Below are 12,736 nucleotides of genomic sequence, written 5' to 3'. Positions count from 1 at the left end.
ATCATGTCATGCGTCGCGCCACCGCAGTCCTCAGCGTCCTTCTTGCCCTTGCCTTTGCCGCGTCACCGTTGCTGGTGCCGGATTTCGGCGGCTTCGATCCCGATCAGTTTCCGGTGCCGCAGACCGATCCTCCCGTTCAGCCCGCCGGCTATGCCTTTGCCATCTGGGGGGTGATCTATCTCTGGCTGCTGCTGGGGCTGGGATACGGGCTGGTGCGGCGGCGCGACGACGCAGACTGGCACGCGATGCGCGCGCCGCTTTGCCTGTCGTTGGCGGTGGGTGCGGTGTGGCTGGCGGTTGCCGTCCAAAGCCCGGTCTGGGCGAGCATCCTGATCTGGGTCATGCTGCTCGGCGCGCTGTGGGCGCTTTACCGCGCGCCTGCCGGCGACGGCTGGGCGGCGGCCTTGCCGGTCGGGCTCTATGCAGGATGGCTCAGCGCGGCAAGCTGCGTTTCATTGGGCCTTCTGGCGGCGGGCTACGGTTGGATGTCGGAGGCCTCCGCGGCGGTCGTCTTTGTGCTGCTGGCCATCGGACTGGCGGGCGGCGTACAATCGACGTTGCGCCGCGCGCCGACTTATGGGGTGGCGGTGATCTGGGCGCTTGTCGCGGTCGTGGTGCAAAATCTCGGCTCGGCTCCGACGATCGCGGCACTGGCGGCGGGCGGCGGCGCCGCCCTGCTGTATCCAACATGGCAGGCCTGCCGCCGCCCCGTGTCTGCCGACTGACCGGACGCTTGCCCAAGGCATCGCGGCCCAGGGCGGCGCCGCGCCCGGCAACCTGGACGCCAGTCCGTTTTCTTGTACATAGAACGGACCGGATTTTTCAGAATCCGACCCGTGCCGAGCGTCAATCCTTGCGCCGGCCTTCGGTGTGTTTGCGCAGTTTGCTGGGCGGCGCCTTCTTGCGACCCTTGTAAGGGTTGGCGTCGTTCTGGCCGCGCATATACAGCCGGATCGGTGTGCCCGGCATGTCAAAATCGACCCGCAAACCATTGACAAGATACCGGCTGTAGCTTTCGGGCACCTTGTCGGGATGGCTGCACATCACCACGAAGCCCGGCGGGCGCGTCTTGGCCTGCGTCATGTAGCGAAGCTTGATGCGCTTGCCCTGCGGTGCGGGGGGCGGATGCGCCTCCATCATGCCCGCAAGCCAGCGGTTGAGATGCGCGGTTGTCACACGGCGGTTCCACACGTCATAGGCGCGCATGATCGCGGCTTGCAGCCGGTCCATCCCGCGGCCCGTCTTTGCACTGACCGTGACCAGCGGTGCGCCGCGCAGTTGCGGCAGCAGCCGCTCGAAACTTTCGCGCAGCTCCTTGAGCTTGCCCTGCTTGTCTTCCTCGATATCCCACTTGTTGACCGCCACCACCACCGCACGGCCCTCGCGCTCGGCCAGATCCGCAAGGCGCAGATCCTGCTGCTCGAACGGGATCGCGGCATCCAGCAGGACGACGACGACTTCCGCGAACTTGACCGCCCGCAGCCCGTCGCTGACACTCAGCTTCTCGAGCTTTTCCTGCACCTTGGCCTTTTTGCGCATACCGGCAGTGTCAAAGATCCGCATCGGCACGGCCACACCGTCGGGGCCCTCCCAATCGATCCGCAGCGAGATGGCATCGCGGGTGATCCCGGCCTCCGGCCCGGTCAACAGGCGGTCTTCGCCCAGGATCTGGTTGACCAGGGTGGATTTGCCCGCGTTGGGGCGACCGACCACGGCCACCTGCAAGGGCTTGGCGTTGGTGGGCTGCGGCGTGGTCGCCTCCATGTCGCCCTCGTCCTCGTCAAGGGTCACGTCGATCTCGGGCGCATCCTCGGCGGCGCGTTCGGCGAACCCGTCGGCCAGCGGCATCAGGTGGGTGTAGAGATCGTTGAGCCCCTCGCCATGCTCCGCAGACAGGCGGATGGGCTCGCCCAGGCCCAGCGAATACGCCTCGATCACGCCGGCGTCCGCCGCCGCGCCCTCGCCCTTGTTGGCGGCAAGGATCACGTTGGCCGCGCGCTTGCGCAGGATGTCGGCAAAAACCAGGTCGGTCGGTGTCACCCCGGCGCGCGCATCGATCATGAACAGGCAGATGTCGGCCATGTCGACCGCGCGTTCGGTCAGGCGCCGCATCCGGCCCTGCAGGCTGTCGTCGGTCACATCCTCAAGCCCGGCGGTGTCGATCACGGTAAACCGCAGGTCCGCCAGACGCGCGGCACCTTCGCGCAGATCGCGGGTGACGCCGGGCTGGTCATCGACCAGGGCGAGGCGTTTGCCGACAAGGCGGTTGAACAGCGTGGACTTGCCCACATTGGGCCGCCCCACGATGGCGAGGGTAAAAGACATGGATCAGGCTCCGAGCCGAGGGTCAGGCACGCGCCTTACCCCAATTGCGCGTCAACGGAAAGCGTGCAATTTCCCGCCGGTCGACACGACATACAGAACACCACCCGCCACGACCGGCGCGGTGGTCGCGCCGCCGGGCACCGGCGTGCTGGCGATCAGGCGCCCGTCACGGGGGTCAAAGCTGCGCAACTGACCGTCGCTGGAGGCGACAATCACCCGCCCGCCCGCGATCACGGGGCCATGGTTGGCGAAGACTTCGGACCGTTTGCGCGGACGGTCCTTGACGAAATTGGGCAAGGGCACGCCCCAGACGCGGCTGCCGTCGCGGGCATCGAGGCGCACGAGTTCGTTGGTATCGGTGATCGCGAAGACGCTGTCGCCCGCGGGCCAGACCCGGCCGATCGCACCTTCGGGCGCGGTCCAGATACGCGCGCCGCTGCCGGTGTCGAGGGCCACGATGCGGCCCGATTGATTGCCCGCATAGACGGTATCGCCCACGATCACGGGCGCGCCGGTGACGTCGCCCACCTTGGACAGCGCCCGGCCCGGACGTTCGCCCAGCACCGCGGCATCCCAGCGGCGCAGCCCGCCCCGGCGGAACACCGCCTGAAGCTCGCCGGACCCGAAGCCGAAGATCGCCAGATCGTCACTCAGCGCCGGTGCGGGCGCGCCAAGAACGTTGTTGATGTTTGTGGCGGCGCTGATCTGCCACAGGATCCGCCCGTTGGCGGTATTGACCGCCCAGCCGGTATCGTCGCCGGCGGTCAGGTATACGATCCCGTCATAGACCGTCGGCGCGCCAGAGCCCGTGGCGTCAAGCTGCTGACGCCACGTGACGGTGCCGGTCGCCGCATCCAGCGCGACCAGCGATCCGTAACCGAGCGAGACATAAAGCACCCCGCCGCTGACCGCGATGCCGCCCCCGGTCGCCTGCCCCTCGCCATCGCGCACGGGGCGGATGTCGTTTTGCCAGACCGTCCGTCCGCCGATGTCGGTCGCCGTGACCGTGGAGCCCGCGTCGAGCGTATAGATCAGACCGCCCGCCACGACCGGATCGGCGGTAATGCGCTGGCGGCGGCTGTCGCCCGCGCCGATGCTGCTGGACCACAGGGGGGCCAATGCGGCGCCAAGGGCCGGATGCGCCGTGCGGGTGCGCGGCGTGCCGATGGCCTGCGGCCAGCTTGCGTTCGACGTGGCGGCGGGCAGCGAAATGGCGCGGCTGACGTTGGCGACGGGGCCGCTCTCGATGGGTTCGAGGCCCGGGTCCTGCAGCACCGAGCGGATATTCTCGCGCTTTCCGGGCAGGATGACCTCGGGCTCGGCGCAGGCCGCCAGCAAGGCGCTGATCGCCAGTGTCGCAAGGATCGCGCGCCCCGGTCGCCGCGTGGCCGGTATGTTGGAAATCGCTGTCATCGCCCTGCTCGCCCTTATCTTCATCGCTTGGCGATGGCCCCCGCCGGGCCACCGCATGACCGGTTCAGTTGACCGGATCGGGCATCGCATCCAGTTCGGGCGCGCCCCCAAGCGCCACAATCACCTGTAAGGCGCGTTGTTGCAAGTCCGCGCTGACTTCGGCGTCGTTCAGGATCGACTGCAACCGAGCGATGGCCGCATCGCGGTCCCCGGCGGAGATGTCGATCAACGCCAGTTGCTCCTCGGACAGCAGACGCAGGGGCGATCCCGCCTGCGCCAGGGCCTCGAACTGCTGGCGGCGCTCTGCCGCCGGCAAGGTGTCGGCCTGCATCGTCAACGCCTTGAACGTGGCGATCTGGCGGTACATCGCGGGGACCTCGGCATCGGTTGCGACGGTGTTGAGGGTGGCGACTGCCGCCTCCATCGCTCCGGCCTCGACCTGTTCGGCGGCGGTCAGCATCGCCAGAACCGCGCCGGCAGTCGGGTTCGCGGCATCGATGTCGGCCAGGGCAGCGGCCCTGGCTTGCGCATCGTCCGATGACACGGCGGCCAGCATCGCATCCCCCAGTGCCTCGGCCTGCGCGCGGATCTGCGCCTTGCGGTATTCGCTGAAGGCGGCGCCGCCGACGATCAGCGCGACCACGAGCCCCGCGACCCAGCCATAGCGGCGCAAAAGCTCAAAGAGCCGGTCGCGCCGGACCTCGTCGTTGACTTCGTCGATGAAACTGTCCGTATCGCTCATGAAGGCCTGCCCGTACGTTGCGTCGATGTCCCCTTCAGGCGGCCCCGCGGACGGGCCCCGCGCCTGAATTCGCCCCTCTTAACGCGCGACGAAGGCCAAGCCAAGGGGCCGCATCGACGCCTGCGCGGTCAGGCATTGCACGAGAGGCCAGAAAATTTTAATCTGAACTGGTCAGTTTAGCGTAATCAGGCTAAATACATTTTGCGTTTCACCGGGCGGCCGATCGCGCCGAATGCCATGATTTAAAACTTGTACCGATACGTGGCGCGGCCCCAGGCCCGCCGATCAGACCCAGAACGAGGCCCACCAATGCGTATTTTCCCAGTTCTCGCAGCCGTTGCCGTTGCGTCGCTGCTTTATCTTGCGGTCTTCGAGCGGGCGGTGGTGACCGAATTTCTTGGCCTGTCCTCCCCCGCCGCGCAGATGCAGGCAGAGGGTACCGCGGCAGCGACACCGGGTGACGACGGCGCGTCCGCGGGCCGGGTCAAGGTGGTCGTACACCGCTCGGAGGCGCGCGACATCGATACGGCGGTGATCCTGCGCGGCCAGACCAACGCCGCGCGGCAGGTGGATGTCAAAGCCGAAACTTCGGCGCGCGTGATGTCTGAGCCGCTGCGCAAGGGCACCACGGTCAGCGAGGGGCAGGAGCTGTGCCGGCTCGACCCCGGCACCCGCCAGGACACGCTGGCGCAGGCCCGCGCGCAGCTTGACGAGGCGCAGGCGCGGGTTCCCGAGGCGCAGGCCCGCTTGGCGCAAGCCCAGGCCCAGTTGGAGGAGGCGCGGATCAACCGGGACGCGTCGGCCCGGCTGGGCGAGGACGGCTTTGCCTCGACCACGCGGGTGGCCAATGCCGAAGCCGCATTCGCCACCGCGCAGGCCGCCGTCGAATCGGCGCGCGCCGGGCTTCAGGCGGCGAAAACGGGCATCCAATCGGCCAAGGCCGGTGTGGCGCTGGCCGAGACGGAGTTGGATCGCGTGACGATCCACGCCCCCTTCGGCGGCCTGCTGGAAAGCGATACGGCCGAATTGGGCGCGCTGCTGCGACCGGGCGACCTGTGCGCCACGATCCTGCAACTCGATCCGATCAAGCTGGTGGCCTTCGTGCCGGAAACCGAGGTGGCCCGCATCGCGGTGGGCGCTTCGGCGCGCGCCCGGTTGGCGGCGGGCGGCGGCGAAGTCCGTGGCACGGTCAGCTTCCTGTCGCGCTCCGCCGATCCTACCACACGCACCTTCCGGGTTGAAATCGAGGTGCGCAACGACGATCTTTCGATCAGCGACGGGCAGACCGCCGAGATCGCCATCGCGTCCGACGGGGCCAAGGCGCATCTTCTGCCGCAATCGGCGCTGACGCTGAACGACGATGGCACGCTGGGCGTGCGGACGGTGGACGCGGATGACGTCGTGCAGTTCAAGCCGGTGTCGCTGATGCGTGACACGGCGCAGGGGGTGTGGCTGACCGGGCTGGACGACGTGGCGACGGTGATCGTGGTCGGGCAGGAATTCGTGACAGCCGGCGTCACGGTCGCACCCACCTTTCGGGAGTTGAGCCAATGACGGGCATGGTCGACTGGGCCGCGTCGCGGGCGCGGATGGTTCTGGCCTTCATCCTGCTTAGCATCGTGGTGGGCGGCTATGCCTATTCCACCCTGCCCAAGGAAGGCGAGCCGGACATCGAGATACCGGCGCTGTTCGTGTCGGTGCCCTTTCCGGGCATTTCCGCCAGCGACAGCGAAACCCTGCTCGTCAAACCGATGGAGACCGAGCTTGCCGATCTGGATGGCCTGAAGACAATGACCGGCACGGCGGCGGAAAACTATGCCGGGATCGCGCTGGAGTTCGAATTCGGCTGGGACAAGACCAGGATCATGGCCGACGTGCGCGACGCCATGAGCAAGGCAGAGGCGGATTTTCCCGCCGGGGCCGAGCAGTATTCCATCGAAGAGATCAACTTCAGCGAATTTCCCATCATCATCGTGAACCTGACAGGGCCGGTCCCCGAACGGACGATGATCCGCGTGGCCAAGGACTTGCAGGACGATCTTGAAGCGGTTGATGCGGTGCTCGAAGCCGGGATCGCAGGCAGCCGCGACGAAATGCTCGAGGTGCTGATCGACCCGCTTCGGCTGGAGGCCTACAACGTCACCGCGGGCGAACTGATCACCACGGTGCAGAACAACAACCAGCTTATCGCCGCGGGCGAGGTCGAAACCGCGCAGGGCACCTTCAGCGTCAAGATTCCCTCGTCCTTCGACGAGGCGGCGGATGTCTATGCCCTGCCCGTCAAGACCAATGGCGACCGGGTGGTGACGCTGGGCGATCTGGCGCAGATCAACCTGACCTTCGAGGACCGCCTGGGCACGGCGCGTTTCAACGGCGAAAACACGGTTGCCCTGCAGGTGGTCAAACGCAAGGGGTTCAATCTGATCGACACCGCCAACCTGGTAAAGGCGCTGGTGGACGAGAAGAGCGCAGAGTGGCCCGCGGGCCTGCGCGCGGCGGTCAAGGTCGGCACGTCGAACGACCAAAGCCGCATCGTCGATTCGATGGTCCAGCAATTGCAGGGCTCGGTCTTTACCGCCATCGCGCTGGTGATGATCGTGGTGCTGGCCGCACTTGGCATCCGCGCCGCGCTGCTGGTGGGCTTTGCCATCCCGACCTCGTTTCTTTTGTGTTTCGCCTTCCTCGCGCTGATGGGGATCTCGATTTCGAACATCGTGATGTTCGGGCTGATCCTTGCGGTGGGGATGCTGGTGGACGGCGCGATCGTCGTCGTGGAATACGCCGACGCCCGCCAAAAGGAAGGCGTCGGCCCGATGCACGCCTATGTCGAGGCGGCCAAGCGCATGTTCTGGCCGATCATTTCCTCTACCGCGACGACGCTGTGCGCGTTCCTGCCGATGCTGTTCTGGCCCGGTGTGCCGGGCGAATTCATGGGCATGCTGCCGGTGACGTTGATCTTCGTTCTGTCCGCGTCGCTGGTGGTGGCGCTGATCTATCTGCCGGTGATGGGCGGTGTCACCGGGCGGCTTGAGCGGTGGATGGCCGACTACATGACCAAGATCGCCGAAATCCGGTTCTACCTGCACCTGGCGCTGTTCCCGCTGGGGATGGCGGGTGTGGTCGTGGCCGCCACGCTCATGCCGCTGGTGTTTTCCGCGGTCTCGGCGCAATTCGCCGCGATGGACGGGCTCGATCTGCTGGGGTCGGTGGTGCCGACCTTCGCGCTGGTCTTTGCACTTGTCCTTGCGGCCGCCGCCCTGATCGCGCTGGCGGCCAGCGGGGCGATGGTCGCCCTTCTGGCGACATTCGCCCTGCTGACGCGGGCGGGCAATACCGGGCGGTCGATCTCGCGGCGGTTGTTCGCGCGTCACGACACCCGGATTCACGCGGGCTACCGCCGGTCGGGCTTTGGCCGCGTGATCGCCTTCATCGCCGGCAATCCGGTCATGCCGCTGGTGGTGGCGGGCACGGTGTTTGTCTTTGTCGGCACCGTGATGATCTTTTTCTCCAACAACAACAACGGGGTGGAGTTCTTTGTCGAGAGCGAGCCCGAACAGGCCATCGTCTATGTGCTGGCGCGCGGCAACCTGTCGCTTGAGGAAAAGGACGATCTGGTGCGCGAGGTCGAGGAGGTCGTATTGGCGCATCCCGGCGTCAAGACGGCGTTTTCCTTTGCCGGTGAAGGCGGGCTGAACACCGATGCGTCGGGCGCGTCCAAACCCAAGGACCTGATCGGACAGGTCCAGCTTGAGACGATCCCGTGGGAAGACCGCGCCGACCGGCCCGAACTGGACGGCGATCTGGTCATCGCGGAACTGACCGAACAGTTGAGCGAAATCCCCGGCATCAACATCGAGATCCTGGCCCAGGCGCGTGGCCCGGCCAGCGGCAAGCCCGTGCACCTGCGGCTCAAGGCCGATAATTTCGACAGCCTGCTGGACGCGGCGGCGCTGGCGCGGGCGGAATTCGACACCACGCCGGGGCTGACCCTGATCGAGGACACGCGCCCCCTGCCCGGCATCGACTGGCAGATCGACGTGGATGTCGAAAAGGCCGGTCGATATGGCGCCGATGTGGCCACCGTGGGCGCCATGGTCCAGCTTGTGACCCGCGGTCTGCTGCTCGATACCATGCGTGTCGATACCTCGGACGAGGAGATCGAGATCCGGGTGCGGCTGCCCGCGCAGGACCGCCTGCTGAGCACCCTCGACACGCTCAAGGTGCGCACCGCGGACGGGTTGGTGCCGTTGTCGAATTTCATCACGCGCACGCCGGTGCCGAAACTGGCCGAAATCACGCGGGTGGATCAGAAACGCTATTTCGACGTCAAGGCCGATGTCGCGGCCGGGCTCGTGAAGGCGGTCGAGACCGCGCGCCGCGACGGCGCGGACACGGACAGGACGCTGGCCTTGCTGCGCATTGCGGGGTCGGACGCGGATGTGACGGCCCCCGATGGCACCGCCTACAAGATCACCGAACGGATGGCGGCGGCAGGTGAAACCGATCTGACCGGCGGCATCGAAACCGGCGAGATCCGGCTTGTGCCGGTAAATGCCAACGAACGGATCGGCGAGATCACCAAATGGCTCGAGACCAAGCCGCTGCCCGGCGGCGTGGAGTGGGAATGGACCGGCGATCAGGAAGAACAGGCGGAAAGCCAGGCCTTTCTCAGCTCGGCCTTCACCGCCGCGCTGGGGCTGATGTTCATCATCCTGCTGGCGCAGTTCAACAGCTTCTACAACGCGGTTCTGGTGCTTTTGGCCGTGGTGCTGTCCACGACGGGCGTGCTGATCGGGATGATCGTGATGGACCAGTCGTTTTCGATCATCATGACCGGAACGGGGATCGTGGCGCTGGCCGGGATCGTGGTGAACAACAATATCATCCTGATCGATACCTACCAGGAATACAGCCAGTACATGCCCCGGATCGAAGCGATCATCCGCACGGCACAGGCGCGCATCCGGCCCGTCCTCTTGACCACGATCACCACGATGGCGGGCCTCGCGCCGATGATGTTCGGCCTGTCGCTCAACTTTGCCGAAGGCGGCTATACCATCGACAGCCCCACGGCGCTCTGGTGGAAGCAACTGGCGACGGCGGTTGTGTTCGGGCTTGGCATCGCGACGGTGCTGACGCTGATGGTGACCCCCTCGATGCTGGCCATCCGGGTCTGGGCCACCACCTACGTGCGCTGGATCGCGCGACTGCTGGCAAAGCTGTCGCTGGGCCGCGCAAGCCGGGCGGCACAGGACTGGGCGCTGCAACGCGACGCCCGCCGCATCGCGTCGGATGAAATCATCTGGGACGACGGCAGCACCCCGCATATGGCGGGCGCGCCCTCGCGGCTCAAGGCGGCGGAATAGCGCCGGATACGCGGCGCGGCACGGCGCGGCGGCTCGCAAATGCGCGGCCATATGCTAGGATTTCGGCGAACCCGCCACAGTCAGAGGACACCTTGCCATGCTGACCCGAACAGCCCTCGCCGCCGCGCTCGGCGTCGCACTTGTCACCCCGGCCACGGCCGAGATGATCCACAAGACCAGCCCGCATTCGGTCACCGCCACGATGGACCGGCTGGAGGCCGCCGCGACCGACGCCGGCGCCACGGTGTTTGCCCGGATCGACCATGCCGCCGGCGCGCAACAGGCGGGATCGGACCTGCGGCCGACCGAAGTGCTGATCTTCGGCAATCCCGCGCTTGGCACCCCGGCGATGCGCGAGGCGCAGACCGCCGGGCTTGATCTGCCTTTGCGTGTGCTGGCCTTTGCGGACGCCCAAGGCGCGGTGCATCTTGTCTATCGCGATCCCGCCAACCTTGCCGCCGCGCACGGCCTGCCCGGCGATGCCGAGTACATCGCAAAGATGACAGGTGCCCTGTCGAAGCTGACCGACGCGGCGATTGCCGAGTGATCCACGCCTTTGGCAGCACCCAGTGGGGTGGTCCGGCGTCAGGTGCGCTGCATATCGCCGCCTGCCCGTGACGTCCGATTGTCGCGCGGGTGCGCGAAAGCCCGTGCCACCGGGGGCGCGGCAGATTGCCTGCGCGCGGCCCGGATCAGGCGTCGCGGTCCAGGCCGCTCCACCAGTCCGCATAGCTTGAGTTCTCCGGATGCTTGCCGCCCTCGTCCGGGGCGCCATCGGTCCACCACACCGGACCACGCTCGCCCAGGCGTTCTTTGGCGGCTTGCACGTCCTGACGCGCGGCGCGCCTTGCCGCGTCGGTGTCCGCCATTCCAACGGCCCTGCGGGCCTGCATCAGCGCCTTGACGGCGGCGCGGCGCTCGGTCTCGGGCAGACCGGGATCGCTGCGCCGCCAGAGCCGCTCCTTGGCGACGAAATAGCGCCCGTCGGGGGTGTGCGGGTGGTCCTTACGCGGCATCGCTTTCGCTTTGCTGACGGTGCCACAGTTGCGCATAGCGGCCATTGCTGGCCAGCAGGCCGTCATGGGTGCCTTGCTCAACGATTTCGCCCTGCTCAAGCACCACGATGCGGTCCGCCTCCGCTATGGTGCTGAGCCGGTGCGCGATGGTCAGAACGGTGCGCCCGCGGCCCGCCTGCATCAGCGCCTCCTTGATCTCCTGCTCGGTCTCGGAATCAAGCGCGCTCGTCGCCTCGTCGAGCAGCAAGATCGGCGGGTCCTTGAGCAGCGTGCGCGCGATGCCGACCCGTTGCTTTTCGCCGCCGGAGAGCTTGAGGCCGCGTTCGCCGACCGTGGTGTCGTAGCCATCGGGCAAGGCGGTGATGAAATCGTGGATCTGCGCGGCCCTGGCCGCCGCGACGATCTCGTCCTGGGTGGCGCCGTCACGGCCATAGGCGATGTTGTAGCGGATGGTGTCGTTGAACAGCACCGTGTCCTGCGGCACCACACCGATGGCGGCATGCAGGCTTTCCTGGGTCACGTCACGCACATCCTGCCCGTCAATCCGCAGGGCACCGCCGTTCACGTCGTAGAAGCGGAACAGCAGCCGCCCGACGGTGGATTTGCCCGACCCGGTGGACCCGACGATCGCCACCATCTCGCCCGGCTCGGCGGTGATGCTGATGCCCTTGAGGATCGGCCGCTTGGGGTCGTAGCCAAATCGCACCTCGTCCAGTTCGATCCGGCCGCCCGTGACCTTCAGCGGTGTGGCGCCCGGCTTGTCGGTCACCTCGGCGGGTTGCTCGAGCAGATCGAACATCTCGCCCATGTCGGTCAGCGACTGGCGGATCTCGCGGTACACCGTCCCGAGGAAATTGAGCGGCACGGTGATCTGGATCATATACGCGTTGACCATCACGAAATCGCCCACGGTCAAGGTGCCGTTCTGCACCCCCACCGCCGCCATGATCATCACGCCGATCAGACCGCCCGTGATCAGAACCGACTGGCCAAAGTTCAGAAAGGCCAGCGAATAGCTTGTCTTGATCGCCGCCTCCTCGTAGCGGGCCATCGCGCTGTCATAGCGTCGCGCCTCGCGCTCCTCGGCGCCGAAATATTTGACCGTCTCGAAATTCAACAGGCTGTCGATCGCCTTCTGGTTGGCATCGGTGTCCTGTTCGTTCATCTCGCGGCGCAGCTTGACCCGCCATTCCGTCACCGCGAAGGTGAACCAGACATACAGCGCGATCGTGACCGCCACGACGACCAGATACCACACGTCGAACAGCACCGTCAGGATGATCCCGATCAGGATCAGTTCCAGAATGAGCGGCCCGATGGAAAACAGCATGAAGCGCAGCAGGAAATCCACGCCCTTGACGCCGCGCTCGATGATCCGGCTCAGGCCGCCGGTCTTGCGTGTGATGTGATAGCGCATCGACAGGCGGTGAATGTGGCCGAAGGTCTCGAGCGCGAGCATCCGCAGCGCCCGCTGGCCCACGCGGGCGAACACCGCATCGCGCAATTGCTGGAACCCGACACCCATCAACCTTGCCACGCCGTAAGCCACGGTCAGGCCGATGGCCCCCAGCGCCAGCATCGGCACGCCCTCGTTCGACAGGGCGTCGACCGCGCCCTTGTAGAGAACCGGCGTGCCCACCGTCACCAGCTTGGAGGCGATCAGCAGCACCATCGCCCAGAGCACCTTGTGCCGGACCCAGGGCTGATCCTCGGGCCAGAGGTAGGGCGCCACCTTGCGGATGGTGCGCAGGCCGGACCGCCGTTCGGCCGCCTTCAGATCGGACAGGTCGCGGGCGTCTTGTGCCGCGTCTGTCGCGGTGTCGGTCTGGTCGGCGGAGGTGTCGGTGGCCATGCAGTATCCTGAACAAATCTGT

Annotated in this window: 9 protein-coding genes; 4 read left to right on the top strand and 5 right to left on the bottom strand. The window is 66.6% G+C overall.

Annotated elements, in window-relative coordinates; all coding sequences use genetic code 11:
• Nucleotides 1-8 precede the first annotated feature (8 nt).
• On the top strand, nucleotides 9-725 hold the full coding sequence (locus FDT80_RS01265) for a tryptophan-rich sensory protein (RefSeq protein ID WP_138660431.1): 717 nt from the start codon (nucleotides 9-11) through the stop codon (nucleotides 723-725).
• A 121-nt stretch (nucleotides 726-846) separates the two neighbouring features.
• Here the strand turns inward: FDT80_RS01265 and der are convergent, their stop codons facing one another.
• The 3 genes from der to FDT80_RS01250 form a co-directional block, all read right to left on the bottom strand.
• The gene (der, locus tag FDT80_RS01260) at nucleotides 847-2,325 is read right to left on the bottom strand and encodes a ribosome biogenesis GTPase Der (RefSeq protein WP_138660430.1); all 1,479 of its coding nucleotides are present in this window, start codon (nucleotides 2,323-2,325) and stop codon (nucleotides 847-849) included.
• A 51-nt stretch (nucleotides 2,326-2,376) separates the two neighbouring features.
• Nucleotides 2,377-3,738: a PQQ-like beta-propeller repeat protein gene (locus FDT80_RS01255; RefSeq protein WP_138660429.1), complete on the bottom strand. Its 1,362-nt coding sequence runs from the start codon at nucleotides 3,736-3,738 to the stop codon at nucleotides 2,377-2,379.
• A 64-nt stretch (nucleotides 3,739-3,802) separates the two neighbouring features.
• Nucleotides 3,803-4,480 (bottom strand): hypothetical protein, encoded by a 678-nt coding sequence (locus tag FDT80_RS01250; protein WP_138660428.1) that lies wholly within the window; start codon nucleotides 4,478-4,480, stop codon nucleotides 3,803-3,805.
• Between the two features lie 309 nt (nucleotides 4,481-4,789).
• Here FDT80_RS01250 and FDT80_RS01245 point away from each other — a divergent pair, with 309 nt between their 5' ends.
• The 3 genes from FDT80_RS01245 to FDT80_RS01235 all read left to right on the top strand — a co-directional run bounded on the left by FDT80_RS01245 (nucleotide 4,790) and on the right by FDT80_RS01235 (nucleotide 10,393).
• The gene (locus tag FDT80_RS01245; protein ID WP_138660427.1) at nucleotides 4,790-6,034 is read left to right on the top strand and encodes an efflux RND transporter periplasmic adaptor subunit; all 1,245 of its coding nucleotides are present in this window, start codon (nucleotides 4,790-4,792) and stop codon (nucleotides 6,032-6,034) included.
• A complete protein-coding gene (locus FDT80_RS01240) occupies nucleotides 6,031-9,846 on the top strand; it encodes an efflux RND transporter permease subunit (RefSeq protein WP_138660426.1) in 3,816 nt (1,271 codons plus the stop codon). Before FDT80_RS01245 ends, FDT80_RS01240 begins: the two co-directional genes overlap by 4 nt.
• A gap of 97 nt (nucleotides 9,847-9,943) precedes the next feature.
• Nucleotides 9,944-10,393, top strand: a complete 450-nt coding sequence (locus tag FDT80_RS01235) for a DUF302 domain-containing protein (RefSeq protein WP_138660425.1) — start codon at nucleotides 9,944-9,946, stop codon at nucleotides 10,391-10,393.
• Nucleotides 10,394-10,538: 145 nt separating this feature from the next.
• Here FDT80_RS01235 and FDT80_RS01230 read toward each other — a convergent pair whose 3' ends face one another.
• Both FDT80_RS01230 and FDT80_RS01225 read right to left on the bottom strand, forming a co-directional pair.
• Nucleotides 10,539-10,862, bottom strand: coding sequence for a hypothetical protein (locus tag FDT80_RS01230; RefSeq protein ID WP_138660424.1), 324 nt, complete (start codon nucleotides 10,860-10,862; stop codon nucleotides 10,539-10,541).
• Nucleotides 10,852-12,714, bottom strand: a complete 1,863-nt coding sequence (locus FDT80_RS01225) for an ABCB family ABC transporter ATP-binding protein/permease (RefSeq protein WP_138660423.1) — start codon at nucleotides 12,712-12,714, stop codon at nucleotides 10,852-10,854. The genes FDT80_RS01230 and FDT80_RS01225 overlap by 11 nt, the downstream gene beginning before the upstream one ends.
• Nucleotides 12,715-12,736 lie beyond the last annotated feature (22 nt).

Source organism: Sulfitobacter sabulilitoris (genome assembly GCF_005887615.1).
Classification (GTDB): Bacteria; Pseudomonadota; Alphaproteobacteria; order Rhodobacterales; family Rhodobacteraceae; genus Sulfitobacter_E; species Sulfitobacter_E sabulilitoris.
The sequence above is the reverse complement of the archived record's forward strand: the minus strand, read 5'-3'. Positions and strand labels throughout refer to the sequence as shown.

What these genes read in the sequence shown, in the direction of transcription:
- FDT80_RS01225 (WP_138660423.1), bottom strand. Translation starts at nt 12,714, where the DNA reads ATGGCCACCGACACCTCCGCCGACCAGACCGACACCGCGACAGACGCG.
- FDT80_RS01265 (WP_138660431.1), top strand. Translation starts at nt 9, where the DNA reads ATGCGTCGCGCCACCGCAGTCCTCAGCGTCCTTCTTGCCCTTGCCTTT.
- FDT80_RS01245 (WP_138660427.1), top strand. Translation starts at nt 4,790, where the DNA reads ATGCGTATTTTCCCAGTTCTCGCAGCCGTTGCCGTTGCGTCGCTGCTT.
- FDT80_RS01240 (WP_138660426.1), top strand. Translation starts at nt 6,031, where the DNA reads ATGACGGGCATGGTCGACTGGGCCGCGTCGCGGGCGCGGATGGTTCTG.
- FDT80_RS01230 (WP_138660424.1), bottom strand. Translation starts at nt 10,862, where the DNA reads ATGCCGCGTAAGGACCACCCGCACACCCCCGACGGGCGCTATTTCGTC.
- FDT80_RS01255 (WP_138660429.1), bottom strand. Translation starts at nt 3,738, where the DNA reads ATGACAGCGATTTCCAACATACCGGCCACGCGGCGACCGGGGCGCGCG.
- FDT80_RS01250 (WP_138660428.1), bottom strand. Translation starts at nt 4,480, where the DNA reads ATGAGCGATACGGACAGTTTCATCGACGAAGTCAACGACGAGGTCCGG.
- FDT80_RS01235 (WP_138660425.1), top strand. Translation starts at nt 9,944, where the DNA reads ATGCTGACCCGAACAGCCCTCGCCGCCGCGCTCGGCGTCGCACTTGTC.
- der (WP_138660430.1), bottom strand. Translation starts at nt 2,325, where the DNA reads ATGTCTTTTACCCTCGCCATCGTGGGGCGGCCCAATGTGGGCAAGTCC.